Below are 26,925 nucleotides of genomic sequence, written 5' to 3' on the forward strand. Positions count from 1 at the left end.
TTTAGCTAGACTGCGCAGTGAATGGTAGACGATCCAGAATACCATCAAGTTGATTACCTGTACTCTGAAAACTATTGATAATTCTTTCCATAGCCAGAAACTGGGAATAGAGCCTTGCCTCAACCTTCTCCATTCTCCTATCAAGCTCAGCGCGATCTTCTGTTACATCCTCTAGTGCAGAATTAATATTCTCTTCACGGTTTTCTATTGTGCCACTACTGGATAGCAGGCTATCGATCAATACGGTCAGCTCTCCAGCGATACCACGTGTAAAGGTTGTGGAAACGGTTCCTGCAGCAACTGCATTTTCACCAACTGTAAAGTTCAATCCGTATGAGTCGGATCCAATTGGAGGAAGCAAAACATTCCCTGAACCAAACGCTGCTTTCCCAGCAATAGTACCTTCTGCATTAACGCCAATATCTGAAAGCGCAGCCAAACCAAGCTCTGCCGCTTTTGCTGGGTTCGCAAAGTCAGCTGACTCGAATTTAACCTCTGAGGATGCGCCATAACTTCGCGATGTAAAAACAAACTGCCCAGCAGTATAAGCAACATCAACGGTTACATTTGCCGCTTTAAGATTGGTATCGCCATTAATCATAGCTTGCAAATCAGCACGCACCTCCTCTTCAGAAGAGTAACTACCATTAAGAACGATATCTTCGGATTTCGTTCCATCGACCGTAACCTTAAAAGCATAATCGGCCCCTAAAGTGACAGGGGGCGAACTGAAATCCAGAGTCTCAGCATTAGCTGAAACAGTTGCCTTCTCTGGATTGGTGGTTACAACAACATCATAGCTACCAGGTACGGTTTCATTTGCATAGCTACCTACACCAACGGTGACCTGATTACTGCTAGATTGCGTATTTTGTGCGAATAAGTTCTCTATCAAATCATAGTTATTATTAAACGCATTTGAAAAATCATCTTCATTGATAGAAAGCGTGCCATCTAACTCAGTCCTGATACCAATATTGGTGAGTGCAGTAAAACCACCACTTAAACCGGTTACCTCAGCAGTCACCGCCGTACGAATTCTATTGATTAGGGTTTTAGCGGTACCATCTGTTGAAAGATCGCCTTTAACAGTCTGATTGTTTTCATCAGTACTAGTGCCAACCAGATTCTGCGACGTTTGATAGAATAGGTTGTAGGCTTCCACAAGATCTCGGGCTGCCTGCTGAGCCCCGCTTTTGTCTGCACTAACTGTAAAGGTGAGGCTATTACCAGGGTCTGCCTTATTCAGCGAAAAATTGAATCCCTGAATAACATCATTTATTTCGTTTGTTTCACGAAGGACCGTTAATCCATTGACCTTCAGTTCCGCATCTTTGCCCTGCTGTGTCTCTGTGACCTGAGAGTGCTCATTTTCGTTAAATTCGAAAACACTTAAACCCGTAGCATCACCTTTTGTTGCATCATCACTTGAGATTCGTAGCGCATTATTTTTTCCTGACGGAGCGGTCAGTAGCAACTGATACTGACCATCAACCAATAACACCGACGCTTGAACATCTGCATCAGCAGCATTGATCTTATCTGCAATATCATCCAGGGAATCACTGGCTTCGACACTGATATTTAACGCAGCCCGCTCATCATTAGAGACAAAGGAGTATGGCTCATTTATCGCATCAGCATCCGCTCCTGGGGCAGCATCTTCATCATAAGTCCAGGTACCAAAGCTTACTGTCAACGTACCAGTTTCACCTAGAGCAGCATCTTTATCCGCATAGGAACCTGTAGCAAGGGATTGAGCTTGTGCCACATCAACTACTTCTATCTGATAAGTACCTGTTTGTGCACCTGGATCTACTGAATTCGGTGTTATCACCGTCGAATCAGGGAAAGCCACTGAACGAGCATTGAATGTATCATTGCTCGCAAGGGACGCCATGGCATTTTGAAACTCGGAAAGACTGCTTTTTAACGTACCGTATGCAGATATTTGAGCTTCCAGCGTCTCTTGACGTGTATTAAGACGCTGCTCCTGAGGAGCTTTTTCAATTTCAACTAACTGGGAAACTAGACTGGTGGTGTCGATACCAGAACCGGCACCCAGTGATCTAATGATACTATCACTCATTGCCATTGCCTCTGGATTTTAGGTGAGTGGAAGAAGCCTGTAGTGTCTCAGGCTTCCTCGTTGAAGATCAAGCCCATCATACGATCCAGTGATTCAGCAAAGCGAAGAGCTTCTTCATTTGGAATCTGTCGAATGACTTGGTCGGTACTTAAATCGCGAACCTGAACTACTACTTTTTCCGAAGATGAATCTACAGAAAAATTCAGAGAGCGCTGGCCGCTTTTCATCATCTCATTGAGGCGATCAATTGCAGCTTCCAGCTTCTCAGCAGATACTTCCTGCGTCTGTTTCGCCTGCTGCTGGTAACGCTCATTATTTTGAGGCTCCACAGGCTGACGCTGAACTTTATCCGCTTGCTGAGGCTGCTGAGACGGCTGAACAACATTAGCAGCTGCATTTGCGGCGCTCATTGATTCAATAGCCATAACTCATATCCTCTTAGTTAACCTTTGAGTAATCCCCCTTCGCTGTCTAGCTCAGGGGGACTTGAACTCTTTCAGTAAGTATAGTCGCTATCTTACTGAAGCAGTGACAGTACCTGCTGTGGCGCAGCGTTAGCCTGTGCCAGCATTGCAGTACCCGCCTGCTGGAGTACCTGTGCTCGTGACAGTGCAGCAGATTCAGCAGCAAAGTCAGCATCTTCGATTCGTGAACGGGCAGCCGCTACGTTCTCAGATACGTTTGACAGGTTATTGATTGTGAAGTCCAGACGGTTATTGATCGCACCCAGATCACCTCGAGTAGCGTTGATTTCTTCCAGAGCGGAGTCAATGATACCGATAGCTTTCTGCGCACCCGCAGCAGTAGAGATGTCGATTGACGCGACACTACCCGCACCTTCAGAAGCATTTCTCTCCTGAAGACCTGTCAGGTTAAGAATTGCAGTTTCCTGAGTAGAGTTCAGATCACTTGCATACTCGATGGCAATTTCGTCACCACTTGCGGAACGAAGACCGATACCGCTTACACCACCGGCACCAGAAGTATCACTTTCGAATGCAACAACACCAGTCTGATCAGACATTTTATTGATCGCTTCAACAGCAGCGTCAACAGTCAGCGCTTCAGTTGTACCACCAGTAATTTCACCGATTTCAACACCGTTGATGATCAAGTCACCAGCCTGAACAGTAGTACCACTCAGGTCTGCTGTGCCAGAAAGAGATTGAGATAATAAGTTACCGTTATCATCGCTCAGATCAATACCGATGTTGTCAGCAATATCATATGCAGCTGATGCGCCTGTACCTGCCTGCTCAATTTTAACACCAGACTGATCAGCACTTGTGTCATTAACTACCAAAGAGAAGAACTGAGTATCTGTAGTAGTACCTGCAGACAGACCAAACGCTTCGTCTACACGACCCGCTGTATCTGCTACAGCGATAGAACCTGCGTTTTCAGCACGCAGAATCAGTTTTCCATCCTGGTTAACAGAAGCTTGTACTGTACCGCCTGCAACATCATTGATCTTACTAACAAGATCATCCATGTTCTGAGTATCAGTGATAACGAAAGATGTAGCATCTTCAAAGTTGTTAGTAACAGTAATAGTTACTTCATCAGTACCCGCAACCAGAACACCATCACCAACACCTGCTGATTCCCACTCAACCAATGTAGATACTTCAGCACCGTAGTCATTAATGTCTGCATTGATGCTGTCTAGCTGATCTTGAAGAATCGCTTCACCAGTCAGCGAGCTGATTGCCTGATCGTTAATAGTTAGCGCACCTGTACCAGTTGCACCAGTGATTGTTTCCAACACACCAATAGCAGTAACAGCTTCACCGATGATAGTACCGCCAGAACCACCGATAGAACGTGAGTCCAGTGCACCAATCTCAAGGGCAATAGTTTCGTTCGCGTCAGCACCCGCCTGAAGATCAACGTTACCCAGCGTACCGTCCAGAATATTCAGGCCGTTGAATTTAGTTGTCTCAGAGATACGGTCGATCTCAGCAACCAACTGTTGAACCTCAGCGTTCAGAGTGCCACGGTTACCTTCATCGTAAGTACCGTTGGCAGACTGAATAGACAGCTCACGCATACGCTGCAGGATGTTAGTTGTTTCATCCAATGCACCTTCAGCCGTCTGAATCAGAGAGATACCATCGTTTGCATTTCGGATCGCCTGGTCAAGACCACGAACCTGAGAAGTCATACGGTTAGAGATCGCAAGACCCGCCGCATCGTCTGCTGCAGAGTTGATACGCTTACCGCTGGTCAGACGCTCCATAGCCTGGTTTTGATCGCCCTGAGAGATCATCAGGTTACGCTGAGCGTTCAGCGACATAATGTTTGAGTTAATTACCATTGCCATGAGATTTTCTCCTCACAATCAGCCGAGTCTGACCGGCCGTAATAGAATTTTTTGGCTATTCGGAACTCCCGGTTGAAGGGGTGGGAGAACCAAGCTTGAGTTAGTTATCGACCAGAGATAAAAACCCTTTAGAAAAAAAATGATATTTTTCCGAAACTTTCTTATCCAAGGCATTAACCTCTCGTTGCATTTTGTTATCGGCACAATCACACTGGACATTAGAAAATTTTTTCGAGGCCCCTATGAAGAGTGTTAAAGAAAGATTAGCGACGGCTATTCAGCAATCTGAGCAGATGCTAGAACTGGCTAGAGAGGAAGAATGGGATAAGGTCGAGGAGATACAAAAGCAGCACTCTACTTTAATAACAGATTTAGCTTCAGCAAATTTCGAAGAAAATGATATTCATGATGCCCGCAAAGCAATTGAAAACATCCAGAAGCTAGATCAGCAAACAGAAGCTCTCGCCCAAATACGTAAAGAACAGATCGTCAAAGAGAAACAGCAGCAGGATAAAGCTGACAAGATGAAGAAGGCTTTCGGCGCTTTTAAATAACACCCATATAAAAAGGCAGGAGGGGAACCTCCTGCCATCTAATCATTATGCTTTAACTTTCTTTTCCACTTCCCGGTTCTCCGGATGAAGCAAGCATGCAATCGCCGGCAGTAAAATCAATGCCCCCAACATATTCCAGATAAACATAAAGGTCAGCAGGATTCCCATATCCGCCTGGAATTTAATCGGTGAAAGAGCCCACAGCACAACACCAATTGCCAAGGTTAGCCCCGTAAAGGCCACCGACTTACCGGTACTCTGCAAAGTTTCGAGATAGGCCACCGACAGCGAATGCCCCTGCTGCAAATAGGTCTGCATCTTGGAATAGATATAGATGCCATAATCAACACCAATCCCCACACCCAATGCAATAACGGGCAATGTCGCTACCTTAACACCAATTCCAAACTGGGCCATTAGAGCCTGACAGAGAATAGAAGTTAGCGCTAAAGGCGCAATGATACAGATAACGGTACGGATTGAACGGAAGGTCAGCAAACAAAGCAAACTCACTACAGTGTACACCCAGATCAACATCTCATATTGAGCAGTCTCAATCACTTCATTGGTAGCGGCCTCAAAACCGGCTTTACCCGCAGCCATATGCAACTGAATCTCATCAGAAACATTTTCAGCCGCAAACGCTTCAACTGATGCTGTTACTGCCTTAAGCGTTTCCGCTTTGTGGTCATCCAGGAAAATGATAACCGGTAATAGCGAACAGCTGCTATTCATAAGACCCGCTGGCACATAGGAGAGTGAAGCATTAATCACATATTGATTACGCAGGACTGAACGCCACTTTAAGTTACCCTCATTCAAACCCGCCGTAACACGTTCAGAAACATCCACCAACGATATACTGGACTGCACACCCGGTACGTTCTGCAAATAGAACTGAAAACGGTCCACCAGCGAGAGCGTTTCAAAACGACTGCAATATTCCTCTGGCGTGGTCACCATCACAACAAATACATCGCTTGAGGTAGAGTAGTTTTCAGTAACAAAATTATTGTCCAGATTGTAGCGAGAGTCCGCACGAAGCTCTGGCGCACCTTTGTCCAGGTCACCTATCTGCAACCCCTGACTTCCGTACAATCCGATAACTAACAAACCTAATGCAGTAGTCACTGCCACCGTAGCGCCGAATGGCTTGGAAAAGAAACTAAACAGATGCCAGTGTGAATTGGTTTTCTCAATACTGCGCTTCGCCTTCGCAATAGCATTGCGACCAACACCTACATAGCTCATTAATAAAGGAAGAATCATCAAGTTTGTCAGAACAATGACCGCCACACCTACCGATGCTGCAACAGCCAGATCCTGAATTACCTGGATCTCGATCACCATCAGCGTAATAAATCCGATACCATCTGATATCAAAGCAGTCAGGCCAGGAATATAGATAGTTTTGAAAGCATGCCTTGCCGCATCAACTTTATCCGCCCCTGTTGTCGCGGATTCCAGCGTGATGGTATTAACAATCTGAACCCCATGACTCACGGCTATAGCGAATACCAGGAATGGCACCAGCATCGAGTATGGATCAAGACCATACCCCAACAGGTTCAGCAGACCCAATTGCCATATAACGGCAATAAAGGAGCACATCAACGGCACAAGCGTACCCATGACACTGCCTGAGTACATATAGAGCAGCACCATCGTCACAACAAAAGCCACGGCAAAGAACAGTGCAACTTCCGATGCCCCTTCAATCAGATCACCGACTATTTTGGCAAACCCGGTAATGTGGATATCAATCCGATCATTTGAATACTTGTCGCGTACCAATGACTCCAACTGCTGAGAGAACTCTTGGTAATTCAGCTTCTCACCGGTCTCCGGATGCTTATCAAACAGCGGGACCTGAACCATTGCAGAGCGAAAATCATTACCGACCAGGATTCCCACCTGCCCTGAACGCAGGATATTGATTCGTACCTGCTCTAGACTGGCCTCCGAGCCATCATACTTCGCGGGTATCACAGGGCCGCCAACAAAGCCCTCTTCTGTCACCTCAGTCCAGCGGACATTAGGCGTCCAGATGGACTTAAGCGCGGAACGATCAACGCCGGGAATATAAAAAAGCTCATCGGTAACTTTCTTCAGCGTCTCCTGAAACTCTGCACTAAAGATATCACCCTCTTTAGCCGCCACCACGACACGGATACTGTTACCTAACCCCGCCAGGTCATCTTTATACTTTATATAGTTCGCCACATAGGGATGATCAGAAGGAATCATCTTAACAAAGCTGGCGTCTGGCCTGATCTGTGTAGCCTGCCAAGCTAAAAAAGCCGTTGCAGCTAAGAAAGCAAGCAGCACAATACGGCGATAACCAAAGAGCACACCTTCAGCAAATTTTTCGCTGCTTAGAATTGGCCACAACAGGATTGATGATATCTTTTTCATTAGCGACCACCCTCAAGCTCAATACGCTTCACACCTGACTCACCCACAACAATCAGATTTCCTCCATGGTGCGCAACCGAAGTAAATGTACGCAGCCCCTGAGCGCCCATCGCTACAAACTGGTTTCTATCCTGACGAATCAGTGCGCCTCCTTGCCCCACTAAAATCGCTTTGCCTTGGACAACCACCGCATCATTGATGGTCGAAGTTGAATTAAAGGCCTGATTTTCCCAGCTTCCATCCGCCATCTTTTTAAAGACATTACCGCGTAGACCCATCAGGTAGATTGCATCTGACTCCACTGCTGAAAAGAATGAACCATCGTATGGCACATCTTCCTCGAGCCAACGACTACCCTGATCGGAACTTTTTAACAGAAGCCCAGCCTCACCCAGTAGATAAAGATCACCATTTTTTGCTTTAAAGAAAGCGTTAAAGTGCAAGCTATCCGGGTTAGGTAATTGATGCCCGATATACTGCCAAGTTAGCCCCTGATCATCTGAGCGATAGAGCTGACCATAAGCTCCAATTGCAAACCCTATCTGCCCATTAAGAAAATGAATATCAAGTAACGGGGTTCCTGCCCCCTCTTCTAGCGCGACAGCGGCATCGTCAAATTTATATTCCAGCTCCTCAAGAGCATCAAGATTATCCGGTTCTTTTGCTGCCAGTTCAGTCAAAGCGTTTTCAATGGCATTCATTCGAATCTTATTCAACGCATTTCCGTCTGTAACCTTAACCCAGCTTTTGCCCGCATCATCAGTTTTAAGAATCACTGCATCATGACCGACTGCCCAGCCTTTTTGATTATCAAAAAAGTGCACCGAGGTTAACATCGAACTAACCGGCACATCGGCCTGATTCCAGCTAAGCCCACCGTCATCAGAGAAGATAATCAACCCATGTTCACCGACAGTTACCAATCTTGATCCCGCTCTATCGATAGAGATCAGAAGCATCCTTTCAGGAGAAACCTGACTTATAGCAGGTGTATCTAGGCGATCAGAATTAGCTGTTGCAATAACAGAAGCAGAAAAAAGCAAGGCGATAAAAAGCCTGGCAGAGAAAGCACGTATCAGCATAAGGACCCAATTGTTATTTTTCTCAGGGGATATTTAACACTAAAGCATGGAGCAACACCTTGAATACAACAATAACATCACTCCCCACAATTACTAACAATATCCGTCAGAGCATAACTAAAGCAGCTGAAATTCTATTCATAAGAAAACCAACCGCCACTACCGGACGCAATAAATCGTTCATATAGATTACAAGACGTTCAAGATTGATTATCATTAACATAAAAGTATAGTTCAGACATGGCGAGCCATGAGCAAAACCAAATCGCTTTGCAAATTTAAGAGATCAGATATTGAAGATCATTTCAAAGAGCTCTCGAAAGAGGTCCGTTCTAGTAAATATCTGTGTCTCAAATGCGCCCGATCCGCAGAAAGTAAGAAAAGGCTATGCAAGCCCGCCAGCATTTAAAAAGTTTCTACATCAATAAGGATGACTCAATGCTTAGTTCAGCAATGCTTGAAAGACTAAATGAACAGATCAATTTGGAGTTCTTCTCCTCAAACCTGTATCTACAAATGGGTGCATGGGCAGAATCCAAAGGCTACGAAGGCTGTGCCGAGTTCCTTTACAAGCATGCCGACGAAGAGATGTCGCACATGAAACGCCTTTTCACTTACGTGAATGAAACAGGCGCAATGGCTACTATTGGTAGCATTGAAGCACCGGATGCGGAATTTGAGTCTATCCGTGACCTGTTCGAAAAAGTCTACGAACATGAGTGCTTTATTACGAAAAAAATTAATGATTTAGCTCACACTGCATTCAGTAACCAGGATTACTCAACCTTTAGCTTTCTACAGTGGTATGTCGCGGAGCAACATGAAGAGGAAAAACTCTTCAACGGCATTTTAGACAAAATTAAAATTATCGGGGAAGATGGCAAAGGGCTATTCTTTATCGACAAAGAGATTGGTGAGCTTGCGAAAAACGGCTCAGGCGGGAGCATAATGGACGCCCCTGCAGAGTAAACCAACAAAACATTTAAAATCAAAAGGTTATGGGAACTGCTTGGCAAAGCACAGTAAATTATTTAAAAAAACACCTGTTTTTTATTAATTTTTATTAAAGTTAATTCTTTACTGTCCGATATTTAACCGAAAGTAGCCTCTCATAACCTGACTCAGGGAAGGAGATTGATTGTGAATACCGATTGCGTACATTGCTTTGAACTTATCCAGACGGGCAAGGAACACCCACAGCTTACGACAGTGAGTGATCTGGGCAACTCTCAGATCTGCAAATGCGGAAACTGCGGTGCCATGTTAATGAGCACAGCAGATACATGGGAGATGGTGATCAAGGGCTCAGTCGCCAGACATCATAAACGCAATAAGCGGAATGCTGCGTAAGGATTAACCGATCTGTAAAATAGCTTGGCAGCAAGTCCATCAGAGCGTAGTTTATCTTTACCCAAGCCAAGGTCTACGCTTTAAAGATGGAATCACTTCGCCAACTTATTGAAAAAGATAAAAACCAGAGCCTGCTGGACTTACTCTCGAGCCTTTGCCAAGGCTCAATCGCAGTAGATGAGTCCGGCAAGATTTTATGGATGAGCGATGCTTATCGGCAACTCATTGAGCTTCCCGCTGATACCGATCCCGTTGGCCATGCTGTAGAAGAGTTCCTACCTACCACACGCTTACCCCGGGTTGTGAAGAGCGGAAAGCCTTCATTTGTTGATCTTATGCAGATCAATAATCGCTGGTGTGTTGTTACCCGCCTGCCCATAAAAAGCCCACAAGATGAAATTCTAGGCGCTATAGGTTTTATTTTTTATGACGACCTGGATAGCTTACAACCTCTTTTTGATAAGTTTGCCCGCCTGCAACGTAAGTTTGAAGACGAACAGATACTTCGACCAAGCCGCTACGCCCTGGATGATATGATTGGGGAGGCTTACTCCACCCAACAATTAAAGCGCCAGGCACTCAGAGCAGCACAACTGGATACAACTTTACTTCTGCTAGGAGAAACAGGTACAGGTAAAGAGTTGCTTGCTCAAGGCATACATACAGCGTCCCCTCGACGAGATGGACCGTTTGTTGGCATAAATATGGGTGCACTACCTGAATCCCTTGCAGAAGCGGAACTTTTTGGTACTGCCCCTGGTGCTTATACCGGAGCGAATAACAAAGGACGCATTGGTAAGATCCAATTGGCCGATGGTGGCACCCTGTTTCTTGACGAAATCGCAGAGATGCCTCTCGCTATGCAGGCAAAATTACTTCGTGTCCTTCAAGAGCGCGAAGTTGAAGCTTTGGGCTCAAATCAGCTCATCAAAGTTGACGTCCGTGTTATTGCCGCGACAGCTAAAGACCTTAAACAGCAAGTTGAAAACGGCGAATTCAGAGAAGACCTTTATTACCGACTTAACGTTCTCCCCATCAACCTGCCACCACTGCGCAAGCGTTCAGAAGATATCCCAGCGCTTTCAACACATCTGTTACGACAGATACAACACCAAGCCCAGCTTCCTGAACTTAGTCTGTCTCAAAGCGCACTCGAATGGCTCGAAAACTATAGTTGGCCAGGCAATATAAGAGAACTAAGAAACCGGCTAGAACGAGGCTGCGTTATGGCCGAAGGAGATTATATTGAACCGGAGGACCTTGGTGCATTTGATGACCTCGCAGAGCCAACCACACAAGACTGCTCACTCAAGTCTCAACGCCAACAAACAGAGCTAGAACTTATCGAGCAGGCCATTGAACAATGCAACGGAAACAAAACTGCGGCGGCCAAAAAACTAGGCATATCCAGAGCAAGTCTCTACCAGCGACTCAATCGGTAACGAGATTGGTAGACCGTATTGAAAAATAGACACATACACAGACACATGTCTGAAAAAGAAAACACCCAGCCATTCAACTGCCTACACAAAAACTCATAACATACTGATAAATAAAGAATTAAGCATTTGTGGCATCTGGTTTGCTTTTCTTATACAAATCAAAATAAGAACAACAGGCCATGATTATGTCCCAGAATAAAGAAATTACCGCTGAACAGGCTGCCACCCTCATTCAATCCAATGACACGCTTGTGACCGGCGGCTTCATCGGCATTGGTTTCGCTGAGCACCTCGCCAAAGCCATTGAACAACGCTTTCTGGACTCAAATAAGCCAAATAACCTCAGCTTATTCTATGCAGCAGGGCAAGGCGATGCGCAAACCCGCGGGCTAAACCATTTTGGCCACACAGGCATGGTTAAACGTGTGATCGGCGGCCACTGGGGGCTTGCACCCATTCTTGGGAAGATGGCGATCGAAGGAAAAATCGAGGGCTACAACCTACCTCAAGGCGTTATCTGCCATATGTTCCGCGATATTGCCGCAAAACGCCCAGGTACATTATCACGCGTGGGTTTGCATACCTTTGTCGATCCTCGACAGGACGGCGGTAAAATCAATACCCGATCAGAGGAAGACCTGGTTCAACTGATTAATATTAATGGTGAAGAGTCTCTTCTATATAAACACCCAAAACTAAATGTTGCGATCTTACGCGGCACGACTGCCGACAGGAAAGGTAACATTTCAATGGAGCGTGAAGCCCTCCCTCTTGATGCCCTGGCAATCGCCCAAGCAGTCAAAAACAGCGGAGGCACAGTGCTTGTTCAGGTTTCACGCATAACCGAACAACACACTTTAACGCCAGATCGAATCAGAATTCCCGGTATTTTGGTTGATCACGTGATCGTCGCCCCGGAAGAAGACCACCCACAGACGTTTGCTGAAAACTACAATCCTGCATACACCGGTGAAATCAAAACCGCAGCAGACAGCCCCGACAACAAACCACTGGATGCAAGGAAGATCATCGCCCGACGAGCGCTCATGAAACTCAAGAAAAATGCGGTAGTAAATCTGGGCATAGGTATGCCAGAAACCATTGCAGCGGTCGCAGCTGAAGAGGGAAAAATTGATGATTTCACGCTAACAGTTGAACCCGGTGGCATTGGAGGCCAGCCTGCTAGCGGACTTAGCTTTGGAGCTATCAGTAATGCCGAAGCCGTCATTGACCAACCTGCGCAGTTCGACTTCTACGACGGAGGGGGCTTAGACCAAGCCTTTCTGGGCCTTGCAGAAACATGCCCTGAAGGTCATGTTAATGTCAGCAAGTTCGGCCCTAAGCTAGCCGGTGCCGGCGGCTTCATCAATATCACGCAAAATACCCAAGATGTTTACTTTCTAGGCACCTTTACTTCTGGCAAACAGCAATTAGAAGTATCCGATACAGGTTTACGTATCATTGAAAACGGCCCACTAAAGAAATTCAAAACCGCAGTCCAACAAATTACCTTTAATGGCAGCTACGCGATGCGCCAACAGCAACGCGTTACCTTTATTACAGAGCGCGCAGTTTTCCGGCTAACGCCACAGGGCCTCAAGCTAACCGAGATAGCGCCAGGCGTTGATCTTCAGAAAGATATCTTAGACCAGATGGAGTTTACGCCTCTGATCGATGACAACCTGACACCTATGGATGAGCGCTTATTCCGCAAAGGCCCTATGAGACTTGATCATCCTGGCAGTCGCCCGATGCAGCAGATGCGCAACCTTATGCGAAAAGTTCTGCAAAACCCCGAATTATCAGAACCTCAGTCGAGACTGGTAACAACCTCAGTAGGTTAAGGAAAACCTACTTTTCATCCACCTGCCAGTAGCTACAGCAACGCAAATATCGCCTGTGCGGTGTTATTGTGCAGCGTTGTTTTGCCGCTCGCAGAAGAGAACAGGTAAAGGTGTATGGGGCGCTTCCATCATCTACTGGATATCCCGCTACTGCCTTTTAAATTGCATCCCCCGGGCTGGGAGCTAACCGCACCTTCTACCTGTTCTCTGGATGTTTTTTTCATTCACACACTCAAAAAAAATTAGGATTTTCCATGTACGACATGCAATACGACGCAATGGATCTGGTTCATAGCGGAATGACTCTGGAGCAATTTAAAAAAATGCTGGAACTCATCGATGTTAACGTCATCCTCGAAGAGAAAAAATCAGCTCAAATAATTTCAGAGCAGCAATATTTTGTCCCGGTCGTTCAAAACGGAATTGTAATAGGCAGAAACTACCTTGCTGCCACGTGATTAAACCTCCGTTACAAGGATGTATTCTTTTTGTCACAAAGATTCGCAATTATTAACATTAACCCCAATACTAATTCCAACACAGCCTAACAATATTCATGGCAGGCAGCTCACTATGAAAAAGCTCACTTTGATCCGCCATGCAAAATCCAGTTGGAAAGATCCCGAACTGGCTGACTTTGACCGCCCACTAAACAAACGTGGTAAACGAGATCTTCCGCATATGGCAGATCGAGTGCGTCATTTTGAACTTAAACCTGACCTGGTTCTTAGCAGCGGTGCAAAGCGGGCGATCACAACCGCCAAAGCAGTCGTGGCTCGCCTTGAATTAGATAACGACCAGTTACAGGTTATTCCTGAACTCTATGAAGCCTGCTCCGAAACCTTGCAACTTATACTGCAGAATCTTCCCGAAGAAATAACACATGTGATGCTCGTCGGTCATAACCCAGGACTTGAGATGCTCGCTTATCACCTGACTCAATCATTCACAGCAAAGTTCCCAACTGCGGCAGTTCTGAGTATGCACCTGAGCATCACTCAATGGGAGGAACTTGCAGAAGGCTGCGCCACTGAAGTACTTTTTGACTATCCAAAGCAGCATGTAAAGACGGCTTAAGCCTATATTATGTTAGACTCTCAATCTTTGTTCTGATTGGCTTGCCTTTGTGGATCTGTATCTAAACTCATTGAGTTTCACCGCGAATATTGTCGCCCCCATCTTCTTTATCGTTTTTCTCGGCTATTTACTCAAAAGAGTCCGCGTCATAGATGAGAACTTCATCAATACGGCATCCAGGCTCGTGTTTGTAATCACCCTGCCGGCACTGGTTTTTATGTCCATTTCCAGAACCGACTTCCATGCCGTTTTTAATCCTGAACAGCTAGGCTTTGTGCTTTTCGGTACCCTCCTCAGCTTTATTGCCTTGTGGGTCATTGCAAAGCGCTGGATAAGAAAGCCCGAGGATCTGGGGGTATTCATTCAGGGGGCTTTTCGAAGTAACTATGGCATCATCGGCTTAGCCGTGAGCTACAACCTGTTCTCAGATTCGGGGCTGGCACAAGCATCCCTGCTCCTGGCGCTGGTCATACCTCTGTTTAACGTATTATCAATCCTTGCGCTGAGCATTCCAGCTCAGCGAAGCGGCTCCTCAAGTCTCACTAGCACCGCTATGGAAGTGCTTAAGAACCCACTCATTATTGCAGTATGCTTGGCCCTACCCTTCTCCTACTTTGGCTTCCAGCTACCCGAGGTGGCACAAAAAACCGGACGATACTTTGCCAACCTGACTCTACCACTTGCGCTGCTGGCTATCGGAGGCTCTCTAAATTTACAGAGTTTAAGAAACACCTCGGCTCAAGCCACCTGGGCAACCCTTAGCAAACTGGTAATCCTGCCTGTCGCTCTGACTATGATGGCCTGGCTATATGGTTTCAGAGGTCAGGATCTGACAATGCTGATGGTGTTGTTTGGCTGCCCTACCGCAGCAGCAAGCTTTGTGATGGCAAAAGGAATGGGAGGAAACGCGGAACTCGCTGCCAACATCATATTGATGACGACACTTGGATCAGTCGTGAGCCTTTCTTCAGGCATTTACCTTATGAAAGTGCTGGCCGTTATCTAACGTCGTGACGGGCACGGCTCATATATGTCTGCAGATTAATCTCATCAGTGGTCTGAAAGCAGCGGCATGTCGACTCCAATGCTTTAATACGATCCAGGCGAAACATACGATAGTCACTTCGAAGCTCACACCATCCAATCAGAGTCCAGATGGTCCCCCAATAAATCAAACCTAAGGGCCATACTTCTCGCTGGGATAACTGTTTATCCTCACGCTGATACCGAATGTTTACAACACGATGTTCCTTAATCGCCGAACGGATCTGATCGCTAAACTGTGTTGCCCACTGCCGATGCATACCAGGCACGATGAGACTCTCTTGTTTCTCTAGAAATCTCCCATGCAAGTGCCGGGGTAATGCCGCACGCACTTTATCTAAAACCCGGGATGCAGCAGAACCTAATTGCTCATCACTGCAGCCCTGAACCAAACGCACGCCAAGCAATAATGCTTCAAGCTCGTCCAGATCAAACATTAAGGGGGGAAGATCAAAGTCAGGACGCAAACGATAGCCCACGCCTGCCTCCCCCTCTATAGGAACCCCAGAAAGCGAAAGCGCCTGTATATCTCGGTAGACTGTGCGCTCCGATACTTCAAGCACCTCAGCCATCGCCCGGGCTGTCAGCACAGTCCTTCTGCCACGTAGCAGAGTTAACAATTGAAAAAGGCGCTCCGCTTTTCTCATATCAATTTACGCGCCCGTCTCACAAATCATTGCTTCAGCTTCAACCTGCATATGCTTCATATGACAACTGTCCATATCAACCAGACTGCAAAGATACTGGCCTTCCTTCGACGCCATGAAAGCCTCACCCGCTGCCTTAGCACTATCCATATCCTGCCAATAAACAATATCATGCCAAAGATCGTTTACATCTTTACTCACTGAACGATAAAGAAACCCTGGCTGCTGGCTGATAAACTGATTTACCGCTACATGGCTCTCGGACAAATGAGAAAGATTTGTTTCCGATTTCACCTGATAGGTTACCATTTCGACCACTGTCGTTGTCATGATTCGTCTCCTTTCACTATTCATTAATCTGACAACAGTGATGCTAAACTAGGGCTACTGACAGCGTCGTGTCAGTAGCAATCAGATTTTTTCTAAAGGGCAAAATAGTGCTGAATATATTCAAAAGCGACCAACATGCCAAAGCCTACAAAGCTTTACTCGCCAATGATCTGGAGAAATTTGCGAAGTCCTTGCAAAAAATCGACGCTGACAAAATCGACCTGCCGGTTTCAGATAATACCCCTTCTCTGGCAGAGTGCTGCATTCTTGAGCAAAACCCTAAGGCTCTGCAATCGGTAATCGATAAAGGGGCCAACCCTGACAAAAAGTCGTTAAGCCAGCCCGAATACCACTTAGCTGAGCTCACCCTGCTCCAGGAACAAAGCCTGCCATTGTTAACGGTTTTATTGAAAGCAATTCCCCAAACTATTGACTCCGACCTACTTCTTAAATGCTTTCAGCTAAAGCAGGACAGCACTTTGATGTTGCATCTTTCATTACTGCTACAAAATGGTGCGGAACTAAACGACGAGATTGTTCACCTCGCACTCATAAGTGAAGATCTGCCGCTGATCCATTTCATTATTAATTCCGGTGCAAACCAACCCTCAATGCTTGCGGAACAAGGTTATTCTGAGGAGGTTATCGCTTACGCACAGCGCTGCTGGAATGATTTAAAGATCCGGGAGATGTTTTTATGAACAAGCCGCTTAATGCACGCCCTGTAATTGCGATTGCTGGCGCTCCAGGGAGCGGTAAAACCCTGCTTCTGGAGTCTTTAGCCGCTGCTCTCAATTGCGACACATTGCAATATGATGATTACCAAAAGGCCACAGAGCAATCCATGGAAGAGATGATCAGTTGGATGAAACAAGGCGGGGATTATAACCAATTACAGGTACCCGGCTTTGCTGAAGCCATTGCTCAACAGAAATCTCTTAACACTGAAACGCCTCTGTTAATTGAAACCCCCTTAGGACGTCATCATTCTACCAGCGGCCAGTTTATCGATTACCTCATTTGGGTCGATACCCCGTTAGATGTCGCTCTGGCTAGAAATATCAAAGCATTCATTGCTGATTTCGGCGAAAGCCCTCAGGCTTACCATGAGCAGTTGGGCTGGCTCGATAACTATTTGCATATTTACATTCAAGATGTCAGAGAAACGCTGTTGGTCCAAAAACAGCGACTATCCGGCAGCGCTGATTTATGCATTGATGGCAGCCTACCCGCCAATGAGGTCTTCGATACAGCCGCCCATTACATTAAACAACAAATTTCCACTTAAGCAGGCAAACAGATGCACTCTAAAGCATTGTGTTCAGATTCCTCTTCCGCACTTCATAACAACGCGACCGACTACCTACGCGTTGAACAGTACGTTGCCGACTTTGTTACAGCACAAGCACTATATACCGCACTGAAGATCGACCTAATCGATGCAGTTGGCTACAAGCCTCATTCAGAGACCATGCTAAATAAGGCCTACCCAGAATACGAAGCCTGCCCGATGCTCCTAGAGCAATTGCAGGCAGCTGGGGTAACAACGAAAGAGGAAGGCTACTGGAAACTCAGCGAAGAATTCAAAAAATGCCTGCCTTATAAAGACCTGCTTCTGGCAAAACTTGAGTTTGCCAATTTACTAGCTCCCGACCTTCTTCAGCACTACGAACTATTCTTAAAAGACCTGCCAGCCTTTATCCAACAAGCTAAAGTATTTGAGCTATTTGCTTACGATCGCTGCTTTGAGGTGACAGAAGATAATATTCAGGCGACGAGAAACTGGATGCGTTTCACCACTAGCCTCACCCGCTATGAAGGCAGGGTCATTGCAAAACAAGTCGACTTGAAAGGCTCTCAGAAACATTTGGATATAGGGGGCAACAGTGGTGAATTTGCCCTACAACTATGCAAAGCCAACCCGGAACTCCGATCCACCGTGGTGGACCTGCCTGTGGTCTGCGAGGTAGGCAAACAGCACCTTTGCGATGAACCTGAAGCCAACCGGATCCGTTTTTTCGCTGCTGATGCATTGACCGACCCATTGCCAATGCAACAAGACCTGGTCACTTTCAAGTCCATTCTGCATGACTGGCCGATACCCGCATGCGAAAGATTCATAAGCAGAGCGGCCGAAACACTCGCCCCAGAGGGACAAATTATTATCTGCGAAAGGGGCCCACTCAATTTAAAAAAAACTGTCCCTTACGGATTACTCCCAATGCTACTCTTCAACCGTTCTTTCCGTTCAGCAGAACAGTATCTGAAGATATTGCATGATCAGGGTTTCAAAAACTGCAGCGTACAGCAGTTCGAACTGGAAACACCGTTCTTTATGGTGATAGCCAAGCGCAATTAAGCCGCTGGGGTTTTAACTCCCTGCTCAGGGATATCGATCTTTGGGCAACGATCCATAACGACCTTAAGCCCAGCCTCCGAGGCCCGGTCCGCCGCTTCGGGATTAATAACGCCCAGCTGCATCCATACCGCTTTCGCACCGATTGCAATGGCCTGATCGACTGCTTCCCCAGCCGCCGCTGAATTACGGAAAATATCAACCAGATCTACCGGCTGATCAATATCAGATAACGAACCTTTAACAACCTGGCCATGTAATACCTCACCCGCCAGGGCCGGGTTAACAGGAATGACGTGATACCCGCATAGCTGTAGAAAAGCCATCACTCGATAACTTGCTCGTTCAGGTTTATTACTCGCACCGACCATGGCAATAACATGACTGCTCTCAAGGATTTCAACTGCCAATCGTTCATTTGTCATGCTCACTCTCCTCCTTATGCAGATGGGCACAGACTGAGCACTCAGGATCACGGCGAAGCTTCAAACTTCTCCAATCCATTGTTTTTGCATCCAGAAGCAGCAATCGCCCTGCAAGACTTTCGCCCACAGAGGCCAATACTTTTAAAGCTTCCAGCGCTTGAACTGAACCGATAATCCCAACCAAAGGAGACAAGACACCTGATTCTGAGCAAGTCAGCGCCTCATCACTCCCCTCTTTATAAAGGCATTGATAACATGGCGATTCTGGCTTAAGCGGATCATATACAGCGACCTGCCCTTCCATTCTGATAGCAGCGCCCGAGACAAGCGGCTTTTTATTGTTGAAACAAGCCCGATTGATGGCAAAGCGAGTTGTAAAATTATCGGTACAATCCACAACCAGGTCGACCGTTGCAATCAGTCGATCAAGGGCGTCATCATCCAGTCGTTCGTAAAGCGCCTTAACCCGGGTGTCTGGGTTCAGACTGGCGATGGTATTTCTAGCCGAATCAACTTTTGGGGCGCCAATACGCTTAGTATTATGGGCAATCTGACGCTGAAGATTAGAGAGCTCCACCTCATCATCATCAACCAGAATAAGCTCGCCCACTCCCGCTGCAGCCAAGTACATTGCAACAGGGCTACCCAAACCGCCCAAACCGATTATTAACACAGTGGAATTCAGCCAGATCTCCTGACCATTGATATCCACGTCGGGCAGCATGATCTGACGACTATACCTCAGTAACTGTTCATCACTCAGCATTCAACTCTCCTCAGCATAGCCATCGTGCGGCCATACACCGTAGGTAACCCTTTCATTCTGACCATAATCGCGCTGCGTTCCAACTTCCAGATAACCTAATGTTTGTAAAAGATTACGACAGATCGGCCCCTGATCAAAGCCATGTTCAAAAGCCAGAACACCATTTTTATTCAGGAAATTTCGCCCCTGCTTGGCAATGAGTTCAATATCAGCCATCCCCTGGTTTTCGGCGGTTAAAGCACTTAGCGGCTCAAAGCGGACATCCCCCTGATCAAGATGAGGATCCTCAGGATCAATATAGGGGGGATTCGATACAATCATGTCAAAGCGCCCGGAATGAGGCTCATACCAGCTTCCCTGAAGGACCTGCATATTCGTTATATGCAAACGCTGGCGATTTCGCTCTGCAAGCTCCGCCGCCTCTTTAACGTAGTCCGAAGCAAACACTTCCCAACCCGGGTTTTCTTTCGCTAGTGCCAATGCAACTGCACCCGTTCCCGTGCCCAGATCAACAACCCTCGCCGCTGGCAGCGAACATAGCTCTAAAGCCTTTTCGACCAATACTTCAGTATCCGGACGAGGTATCAATGTGTGCGGGGAAACTTCCAGCTCGAAGCTCCAGAAACCTCTTTTCCCTATGATATGCGCGACCGGTTCACCTTTTAGGCGCCTCTGCAGCAACTGCTCCAGACTTTCCTGCTCTCCAGGCTGTAATTCTCGTTCAGGCCAGGTGAAGAGGTAACTTTCCGGTTTATCCAGAACATGGCACAACAAATACTGCATATCCAGTTGGGGAGAGTCACTGATCGCAGCTAATTTTTCACTTAGCTGTAAAGCCTGTTTGATCTGCATAATAATTCTTCAGATATGAAAAAGGGCCCTATTGGCCCTTTAACTTTCTTCGGACAGAGCCCCTAGTTGCTCTGCCTGATATTCGTTCATTAATGGCTCAACGACATGCTGAAGCTCGCCACTAATCACTTCTTGTAATTTATACAGGGTGAGATTGATTCGATGGTCAGTTACTCGCCCTTGCGGATAATTGTAGGTACGAATACGCTCTGAGCGATCACCACTCCCCACCAAGCTCTTACGTGTACTCGCCAGTTCAGCCGCCTGGCGTTCCTCTTCGGCTGCTTGCAAACGCGAAGCTAGCAAGGACATCGCTTTAGCGCGATTTTTATGCTGGGAGCGCTCTTCCTGACACTCAACCACAACCCCGGTAGGAATGTGCGTAATTCGAATCGCCGAATCTGTCTTGTTTACGTGCTGGCCGCCCGCACCTGATGCACGGAACGTATCGATTCGCAGATCCGCTTTGTTTATTTCGATCTCTGCTGATTCATCCATCTCTGCCATAATAGCGACAGTGCAGGCTGATGTATGGATACGACCCTGAGATTCCGTCTCTGGGACTCGCTGTACACGGTGGGCACCTGATTCAAATTTCAGCTGCGAATAAACATTAGTACCAACGATACGAGAGATTATTTCCTTGTAGCCACCATGCTCACCTTCATTCGCACTCACCACTTCAACACGCCAGCCCTGAACTTCTGCATAGCGGGAATACATACGAAACAGGTCGCCCGCAAAAATAGCCGCTTCATCACCGCCGGTTCCCGCGCGGACTTCCAGAAAGACATTACGTGAATCATTAGGGTCTTTTGGTAATAGCAGAATCTGCAATTCACCTTCTAACGACTCGATCCGCGCCTTAACTTCCGGGTACTCTTCTTTAGCCATTTCGCGCATATCCGGATCACTGTCAGCCATCATCATTTCGGCTTCTTCCAGATCTTCCTGCGCCTGAGTATAGGCTTCAAAGGCTTTAACTACAGGCTCAAGCTCTGAGTACTCCATCGAATACTCACGAAACTTCTCCTGATCAGAAATGACTTCTGGATCCGATAGCAATGCTGCCAGCTCTTCATAGCGATCGCTAAGCTTTTCCAGCTTACTTAAGATAGATTCTTTCATTATTTTCCGTCGTTCTTTGAATAGTCACCCAACTGATGTAGCTCCTGAACAAGATCCAGCATATCAGTTCGACCCTCTGCGCTTGCTTTACGCATCTGAATGGTTGGGTGATGCAGCATTTTATTGGTAAGGCTTTTGGCAAGCATATTGAGCACTTCCTCAGCCGGCTTCCCGGCATTGAGCTGTTTAAACGCTTTTTCCAACTCCTGATCGCGAAGTGCTTCAGCTTTACCCCTGAAGACCGTTAGGAGATCTACAGCATCCAACGTCCTCAATTGACGCATAAATTCATGCGCGCCATTTTCGATAATAGATTCAGCCTGGCGCGCAGCATTTTCACGACTACGCTGATTTTCTTCGATTACCTCTTTAAGGTCATCGACGGTATAAAGGTATACATCATCCAGCTCGGCAACCTGCGCCTCAATATCACGTGGCACGGCGATATCAACCATAAAAATCGGACGATGCTTACGTTTTTTTAACGCAGTTTCAACTGCGCCTTTACCCAGAATAGGCAACTGGCTCGCTGTGGATGCAATAACAATATCAGCATCCGCCAGTGCTTCTGGAATGTCACCCAGCAGTATAGCCTTACCCGAAAACTCCTCCGCCAGGGATAAAGCTCGGCTAAGCGTTCGGTTCGCAACGGTGATATCTTTAACCCCCGCGTTGCCTAAGTGACGGGCTACCAGCTCGATAGTTTCTCCAGCACCGATTAACAAAGCTTTACTGCGGCTCATATCTGAAAAGATGTGCTGAGCAAGACTAACAGCGGCATAGGCAACTGACACTGGGTTTTCACCGATTGCAGTATCTGTTCTAACCTGCTTGGCGACTGAAAAGGTCTGCTGAAACAGCCGACCCAGCTCAGCACCAACCAGGCCATTATCCTGAGACAAGCTGTAAGCTGATTTTAGCTGCCCAAGAATCTGAGGTTCGCCCAACACCAGCGAATCAAGACCACTGGCCACGCGCATCATGTGCTTAGCAGCATCTTCGTCCCAGAAAGCGTAGGAGCTTTGCTGCAGCTCATCCGGATCAAGGCCGTGGTAGCCACCAAGCCATTCCAGTAAGGCCCTTGACCCCTGTAACTCTGATGAGCAATACACCTCGGTCCGATTACAGGTAGACAGAATAGCGATCTCTTGTAAGCCAGCGGTCTCCCGAGCTGCCAGCATCGCTTCTGCCAATAATTCAGGCGCAAACGCCACACGTTCGCGAACCTCAACTGAAGCAGTTTTGTGATTGATGCCTAATGCAAGTAATGCCATTTTCGCCGCCAAGAAACCTACGCCGTTACCTAAACTGATCTCAAAATTGGCCAAAGCCAATAGAAATAAGCGCGCTATGATACAACGCTTTGGGCTAAAGGTTAAAACTCCATATACCAAATAAGGGAACTTCTGCGCTAAATCAGGTCTTTATAACTAGGCAAAAACCTTTTCCGTGGCTGACAAGCCACTACCTGTTCAACTATAGTGAGCAAATGAGTTCAGGGATGTCAGAGGCAAAAGTACAGTTTTCATGAATAGATTGTTATTAATACCTGTTGTTGTGCTACTTGGGCTTCAAGGCTGTAAATCTGTACCTACACAGCCGTCACCCCCAAAACTCGCCTCCCCTGAATATGTTGCCGGAGAGTTTAATCAGGAATCTCTCTACGATCTTTTGCTCGCTGAAATTGCCGGCCAGAATCGTCTTTTCCCTGTCGCCCTGGATAACTATGTCACTCAAGCTAAGAAGACCCAAGACGCAGGCGTCGCCGAGCGGGCGACCAGAATTGCTCAATATTTGCGAGATACCGATAAAATCATCGAAACGGCTCGTATCTGGAGAGAGATAGATAGCGAAAACCCTGAACCCTATCAGATAGAAGCGAATATGCTTCTCCATCAGGGGCTCTATCAGGAGGCGCTCCCTCTCGTTAAAAAAGCCCTCGAGTTTGATGCCCTTAGAACCCTCGCTCTTATTCGCGGACAGGCAAACCGTATCAATAAAGATGTGCTTTCAAGCTATGTAACAATGCTCAAGGCATTCCGTACGGAAGAAACACCCAGGGCCGACCTTGAACTGACCCTTGCGCTTCTGCACAAAGCGGAAGGAGCTACCCAATCAGCCCTATCCGCATTCAACCGGGCTCTATCTATCGATCCAGACAACCCTGAAGCGCTGATCCAAAAGGCGGAGCTCTTACGTGAAGATGAAGACATTAAGGGCGCTTTACAGCTAATCGAAGCGGCATTCGAACAGCAGCCGGAAAATCGCCAGCTTCACATTTTGTATACCCAGCTACTTTTCCAGACTAAACAAACGAAGAAAGGGGTTACTCAAGCCGAAGCGCTGGTTCAAAACAATCTGAAAGACCATCAACTAACCTATTATCTGGCACTCCTAATGCTTGAAAATGAAGCACCTGAGAGCGCCCTTAAAGCCTTTAACCATCTTCTTGAGCTGAAGCCTGAAGATACTTCTCCGAACTTTTATCTGGGCCATATAGCTCAGGCAAAAGGCGATAAAGAAACGGCAATCAAGCATTATTCGGCCGTATCAAATGGCAACAATGTTCTTCAATCATTATCCCGTGCTATCGGCTTATTAAACGACAGCGCGGAACGGGAGAAAGTTGAGAGCATTCTGAGTGAAGCCCGAAGCTCACTTCCTGATCAGGCTCCGCAGCTGTTTACCTTAGAGGCAGAGTGGCTCAATCTGCATAACTACAAAGAAGAAGCACTGACATTATTAGAAGATGCGCTGGGGCTTTTTACCGATAACACGACCCTGTTATACACACGCGCAATGATGGTTGAGTCCACTGACTTTCCTTTAGCTGAACAAGACCTGCGACGAGTTTTAGAGCTGGAGCCTGATAATTCAACAGCTCAAAATGCTTTAGGTTACACGCTTCTTCTACATACAAGCAGATATGAGGAAGCCCTGGAGCTCATTCAAGCTGCGTTAAATAGTGAACCGGAAGACCCTGCGATTCTTGATTCTATGGGCTGGGCTCTTTTCAAACTAGAACGCTATAACGAAGCGCTACCCTATCTTGAGAAAGCCCATGCCCTGTATTCAGATCCTGAGGTTTCTAGCCACCTGATTCAGACCTACTGGGCGCTCGGACAGAAAGACAGAGCACTGGATCTATTAAACAAGAGCCGCGCTGAAAGCCCGGACAATCCTTTTCTTGAAGAAGCTGCACAGTTGATCGATGCTAACTAAATCTGTTTCCCGACTCATAGTACTTTTCCTATTCGGTTCATTCATGGTCGGCTGTAGCCTAACGCCGACCCAAATTCCAGAGCCTGTAGACACCCTTTCCTGGCAAGAGAGACAGGACCAATTGGCCCGTTTCACTGAGTGGGAGATCAGTGGCAAGATCGGAATCATAACGGAGCAAGATAGTCAGTCTGCCAGCTTGAAATGGTTCCAGGAGGAACAGGAATACCAGATAGATATTCGTGGCCCATGGGGGCATGGGGGCGCATCTATTTTTGGCAAACCCGGCGACGTAACAATTGATATTGCAGGGGAAGGTAAATTCCATGGTGCGAGCCCCGAATTCATTATGCAAGAAAGGCTCGGCTGGCAACTACCTATCAGCGACATCTACTGGTGGATAAGAGGATTACCAGCGCCTGAGAAAGCGTATCAACACTCACTCAATAATAACCGCCTGAAACAACTCAATCAGAGCGGCTGGGATATACAATACCTTAGCTATAATAACCATCTGCCAGCTCTGCCCAAGAAAATGCGTATGAGCCGTGACGGACTTAAAGTCACACTCGTACTCAGCAGCTGGATACCACGATAATTTGGTGAAATTATAAGCACTCATACCACCTTACAGGTTTGACTTTGCCTGATCAATCCTAGATAATCTGCGCCTCTTTCAACGGGAGGCCGGTCCTCCAAGAGGAATAATGTTGGGGTATCGCCAAGCGGTAAGGCACTGGATTCTGATTCCAGTATGCGGAGGTTCGAATCCTCCTACCCCAGCCAAATGCCTATGAACGGTTCCCGATCTACAGATTCCGAACAAATTACAATCGAAAAGGTGCACGCCGTGTCCAAGATGATGGTCTTCACTGGCAATGCTAACCCTGATCTAGCGCGTAAAGTAGTTGATCGCCTGGATATCCCTATGGGTAAAGCAAATGTTGGTCGTTTTAGCGATGGTGAAGTAAGCGTTGAGATTCAGGAAAACGTTCGTGGTAAAGACGTTTTTATAATCCAGTCTACCTGCGCGCCAACTAACGACAATCTGATGGAACTGATTGTACTAGCAGATGCGCTTCGTCGCGCTTCCGCTTCACGTATTACAGCCGTTGTACCTTACTTCGGTTACGCACGTCAGGATCGTCGCCCACGTTCAGCCCGTGTACCTATCACTGCAAAAGTAGTTGCAGACATGATGACTGCAATCGGTATCGACCGCGTACTGACAGTTGACCTGCACGCTGACCAGATCCAGGGATTCTTCTCTGTACCTGTAGACAACGTTTATGGTTCCCCAGTACTTCTGGACGATATCGCTGATCAGGAATACGAAAATACCATGATCGTTTCCCCTGATGTTGGCGGTGTAGTTCGTGCTCGTGCTGTTGCGAAACAGCTGGATTGCGATCTGGCGATTATCGATAAGCGTCGCGAACGCGCTAACGAATCTGATGTTATGAACATCATCGGCGATGTTGAAGGTCGCACTTGTGTCCTGGTCGACGATATGTGCGACACAGCAGGCACACTATGTAAAGCCGCTAAGGCACTGAAAGCTCAAGGCGCTGAACGTGTTGTTGCGTATGCAACTCACGCAGTACTTTCAGGCCCGGCAATTACGAATATTACTAATTCAGATCTGGATGAGTTTGTTGTAACTGACACCATCCCACTGTCTGAATCAGCACAAGCATGCTCTAAGATTCGCCAGCTAACTCTGGCGCCTCTACTGGCTGAAGCTGTTCGCCGAGTATGCAACGAAGAATCTATCAGCGCGATGTTCCGTTAAGAACATCCACTGATAACGTGCTCTACCTCGGTAGAGCGAATAGCCCACAAGGGCACAAAATCTGCAAAACCTGGTCGCAAGGTTTTGCAGTTTGTTTATTTAAAGGTATGAAAAATGTCTAACTTTGTAGTTAATGCAGTAGCACGTAGTGACGAGGGGAAAGGTGCGAGCCGCCGCCTGCGTCGTGAAG

General features: G+C 46.9%; 26 protein-coding genes and 1 tRNA gene. 15 read left to right on the top strand and 12 right to left on the bottom strand.

From position 1 onward, the window contains the following. Position 1 precedes the first annotated feature (1 nt). The 3 genes from fliD to MED92_RS08345 all read right to left on the bottom strand — a co-directional run bounded on the left by fliD (position 2) and on the right by MED92_RS08345 (position 4,412). Positions 2–2,089, bottom strand: a complete 2,088-nt coding sequence (fliD, locus tag MED92_RS08335) for a flagellar filament capping protein FliD (protein ID WP_007021090.1) — start codon at positions 2,087–2,089, stop codon at positions 2–4. Between the two features lie 47 nt (positions 2,090–2,136). Further along, the gene (locus MED92_RS18505; RefSeq protein WP_007021091.1) at positions 2,137–2,514 is read right to left on the bottom strand and encodes a flagellar protein FlaG; all 378 of its coding nucleotides are present in this window, start codon (positions 2,512–2,514) and stop codon (positions 2,137–2,139) included. 92 nt (positions 2,515–2,606) lie between these two features. After that, positions 2,607–4,412 carry a flagellin N-terminal helical domain-containing protein gene (locus MED92_RS08345; protein WP_007021092.1) on the bottom strand — a complete coding sequence of 602 codons (1,806 nt, stop codon included), beginning with the start codon at positions 4,410–4,412 and terminating at the stop codon, positions 2,607–2,609. A 242-nt stretch (positions 4,413–4,654) separates the two neighbouring features. On the opposite strand from MED92_RS08345, the gene fliT reads away from it, so the two are divergent. Next, on the top strand, positions 4,655–4,966 hold the full coding sequence (gene fliT / locus MED92_RS08350) for a flagellar protein FliT (RefSeq protein ID WP_007021093.1): 312 nt from the start codon (positions 4,655–4,657) through the stop codon (positions 4,964–4,966). Positions 4,967–5,011: 45 nt separating this feature from the next. Here fliT and MED92_RS08355 read toward each other — a convergent pair whose 3' ends face one another. Further along, positions 5,012–7,381 carry an efflux RND transporter permease subunit gene (locus MED92_RS08355; RefSeq protein WP_007021094.1) on the bottom strand — a complete coding sequence of 790 codons (2,370 nt, stop codon included), beginning with the start codon at positions 7,379–7,381 and terminating at the stop codon, positions 5,012–5,014. Next, positions 7,381–8,463 (bottom strand): WD40/YVTN/BNR-like repeat-containing protein, encoded by a 1,083-nt coding sequence (locus tag MED92_RS08360; RefSeq protein ID WP_007021095.1) that lies wholly within the window; start codon positions 8,461–8,463, stop codon positions 7,381–7,383. Before MED92_RS08360 ends, MED92_RS08355 begins: the two co-directional genes overlap by 1 nt. Before the next feature lie 438 nt (positions 8,464–8,901). Between MED92_RS08360 and ftnA the strand changes: the two genes are divergently transcribed. The 7 genes from ftnA to MED92_RS08390 all read left to right on the top strand — a co-directional run bounded on the left by ftnA (position 8,902) and on the right by MED92_RS08390 (position 15,182). After that, positions 8,902–9,432, top strand: a complete 531-nt coding sequence (gene ftnA, locus MED92_RS08365; RefSeq protein ID WP_007021096.1) for a non-heme ferritin — start codon at positions 8,902–8,904, stop codon at positions 9,430–9,432. 171 nt (positions 9,433–9,603) lie between these two features. Further along, complete coding sequence (locus MED92_RS18970; protein WP_007021097.1) at positions 9,604–9,813, top strand: hypothetical protein; 210 nt, start codon at positions 9,604–9,606, stop codon at positions 9,811–9,813. Between the two features lie 86 nt (positions 9,814–9,899). After that, positions 9,900–11,255 (top strand): sigma-54 interaction domain-containing protein, encoded by a 1,356-nt coding sequence (locus MED92_RS08370; RefSeq protein WP_007021098.1) that lies wholly within the window; start codon positions 9,900–9,902, stop codon positions 11,253–11,255. Positions 11,256–11,440: 185 nt separating this feature from the next. Continuing rightward, positions 11,441–13,099, top strand: coding sequence for an acyl CoA:acetate/3-ketoacid CoA transferase (locus MED92_RS08375; protein ID WP_040661682.1), 1,659 nt, complete (start codon positions 11,441–11,443; stop codon positions 13,097–13,099). A 254-nt stretch (positions 13,100–13,353) separates the two neighbouring features. After that, entirely contained in the window at positions 13,354–13,557 is a 204-nt protein-coding gene (locus MED92_RS08380) for a hypothetical protein (RefSeq protein ID WP_007021100.1), read from the top strand. A gap of 115 nt (positions 13,558–13,672) precedes the next feature. Then, a complete protein-coding gene (locus tag MED92_RS08385; RefSeq protein WP_007021101.1) occupies positions 13,673–14,176 on the top strand; it encodes a SixA phosphatase family protein in 504 nt (167 codons plus the stop codon). Positions 14,177–14,225: 49 nt separating this feature from the next. After that, positions 14,226–15,182 carry an AEC family transporter gene (locus tag MED92_RS08390; RefSeq protein WP_040661685.1) on the top strand — a complete coding sequence of 319 codons (957 nt, stop codon included), beginning with the start codon at positions 14,226–14,228 and terminating at the stop codon, positions 15,180–15,182. On the opposite strand, the gene MED92_RS08395 is transcribed toward MED92_RS08390, so the two are convergent. Then, the gene (locus MED92_RS08395; RefSeq protein ID WP_007021103.1) at positions 15,175–15,867 is read right to left on the bottom strand and encodes a helix-turn-helix transcriptional regulator; all 693 of its coding nucleotides are present in this window, start codon (positions 15,865–15,867) and stop codon (positions 15,175–15,177) included. The genes MED92_RS08390 and MED92_RS08395 overlap by 8 nt on opposite strands. Before the next feature lie 6 nt (positions 15,868–15,873). Then, on the bottom strand, positions 15,874–16,197 hold the full coding sequence (locus MED92_RS08400) for a hypothetical protein (protein ID WP_007021104.1): 324 nt from the start codon (positions 16,195–16,197) through the stop codon (positions 15,874–15,876). Positions 16,198–16,304: 107 nt separating this feature from the next. Here MED92_RS08400 and MED92_RS08405 point away from each other — a divergent pair, with 107 nt between their 5' ends. The 3 genes from MED92_RS08405 to MED92_RS08415 are packed head-to-tail and all read left to right on the top strand — an operon-like array spanning position 16,305 to position 18,556. Continuing rightward, complete coding sequence (locus MED92_RS08405; protein WP_007021105.1) at positions 16,305–16,898, top strand: hypothetical protein; 594 nt, start codon at positions 16,305–16,307, stop codon at positions 16,896–16,898. Beyond that, positions 16,895–17,485: a nucleoside/nucleotide kinase family protein gene (locus MED92_RS08410; protein WP_007021106.1), complete on the top strand. Its 591-nt coding sequence runs from the start codon at positions 16,895–16,897 to the stop codon at positions 17,483–17,485. Before MED92_RS08405 ends, MED92_RS08410 begins: the two co-directional genes overlap by 4 nt. A 12-nt stretch (positions 17,486–17,497) precedes the next feature. Then, a complete protein-coding gene (locus MED92_RS08415) occupies positions 17,498–18,556 on the top strand; it encodes a methyltransferase (RefSeq protein WP_007021107.1) in 1,059 nt (352 codons plus the stop codon). Here MED92_RS08415 and MED92_RS08420 read toward each other — a convergent pair. Genes MED92_RS08420 through hemA form a run of 5 tightly spaced genes read right to left on the bottom strand, consistent with a single transcriptional unit; the run spans position 18,553 to position 22,998 of the window. After that, positions 18,553–18,978: a CoA-binding protein gene (locus MED92_RS08420; protein WP_007021108.1), complete on the bottom strand. Its 426-nt coding sequence runs from the start codon at positions 18,976–18,978 to the stop codon at positions 18,553–18,555. The two genes, MED92_RS08415 and MED92_RS08420, sit on opposite strands and share 4 nt — an antisense overlap. Continuing rightward, a complete protein-coding gene (locus MED92_RS08425; protein ID WP_007021109.1) occupies positions 18,968–19,744 on the bottom strand; it encodes a HesA/MoeB/ThiF family protein in 777 nt (258 codons plus the stop codon). Before MED92_RS08425 ends, MED92_RS08420 begins: the two co-directional genes overlap by 11 nt. Then, positions 19,745–20,596 (bottom strand): peptide chain release factor N(5)-glutamine methyltransferase, encoded by an 852-nt coding sequence (prmC, locus tag MED92_RS08430; RefSeq protein ID WP_007021110.1) that lies wholly within the window; start codon positions 20,594–20,596, stop codon positions 19,745–19,747. A 39-nt stretch (positions 20,597–20,635) separates the two neighbouring features. Further along, positions 20,636–21,724: a peptide chain release factor 1 gene (gene prfA, locus MED92_RS08435; RefSeq protein ID WP_007021111.1), complete on the bottom strand. Its 1,089-nt coding sequence runs from the start codon at positions 21,722–21,724 to the stop codon at positions 20,636–20,638. After that, on the bottom strand, positions 21,724–22,998 hold the full coding sequence (gene hemA, locus MED92_RS08440) for a glutamyl-tRNA reductase (protein ID WP_040662459.1): 1,275 nt from the start codon (positions 22,996–22,998) through the stop codon (positions 21,724–21,726). Before hemA ends, prfA begins: the two co-directional genes overlap by 1 nt. A gap of 253 nt (positions 22,999–23,251) precedes the next feature. Here hemA and MED92_RS08445 point away from each other — a divergent pair, with 253 nt between their 5' ends. The 4 genes from MED92_RS08445 to MED92_RS08460 all read left to right on the top strand — a co-directional run bounded on the left by MED92_RS08445 (position 23,252) and on the right by MED92_RS08460 (position 26,735). Then, the gene (locus MED92_RS08445) at positions 23,252–24,946 is read left to right on the top strand and encodes a tetratricopeptide repeat protein (RefSeq protein ID WP_007021113.1); all 1,695 of its coding nucleotides are present in this window, start codon (positions 23,252–23,254) and stop codon (positions 24,944–24,946) included. After that, a complete protein-coding gene (gene lolB / locus MED92_RS08450) occupies positions 24,936–25,541 on the top strand; it encodes a lipoprotein insertase outer membrane protein LolB (protein ID WP_007021114.1) in 606 nt (201 codons plus the stop codon). The genes MED92_RS08445 and lolB overlap by 11 nt, the downstream gene beginning before the upstream one ends. 113 nt (positions 25,542–25,654) lie before the next feature. Next, positions 25,655–25,729, top strand: a tRNA-Gln gene (locus MED92_RS08455). Between the two features lie 64 nt (positions 25,730–25,793). Continuing rightward, the gene (locus MED92_RS08460) at positions 25,794–26,735 is read left to right on the top strand and encodes a ribose-phosphate pyrophosphokinase (RefSeq protein ID WP_050764184.1); all 942 of its coding nucleotides are present in this window, start codon (positions 25,794–25,796) and stop codon (positions 26,733–26,735) included. Positions 26,736–26,925 lie beyond the last annotated feature (190 nt).

Source organism: Neptuniibacter caesariensis (assembly GCF_000153345.1).
Taxonomy (GTDB): domain Bacteria; phylum Pseudomonadota; class Gammaproteobacteria; order Pseudomonadales; family Balneatricaceae; genus Neptuniibacter; species Neptuniibacter caesariensis.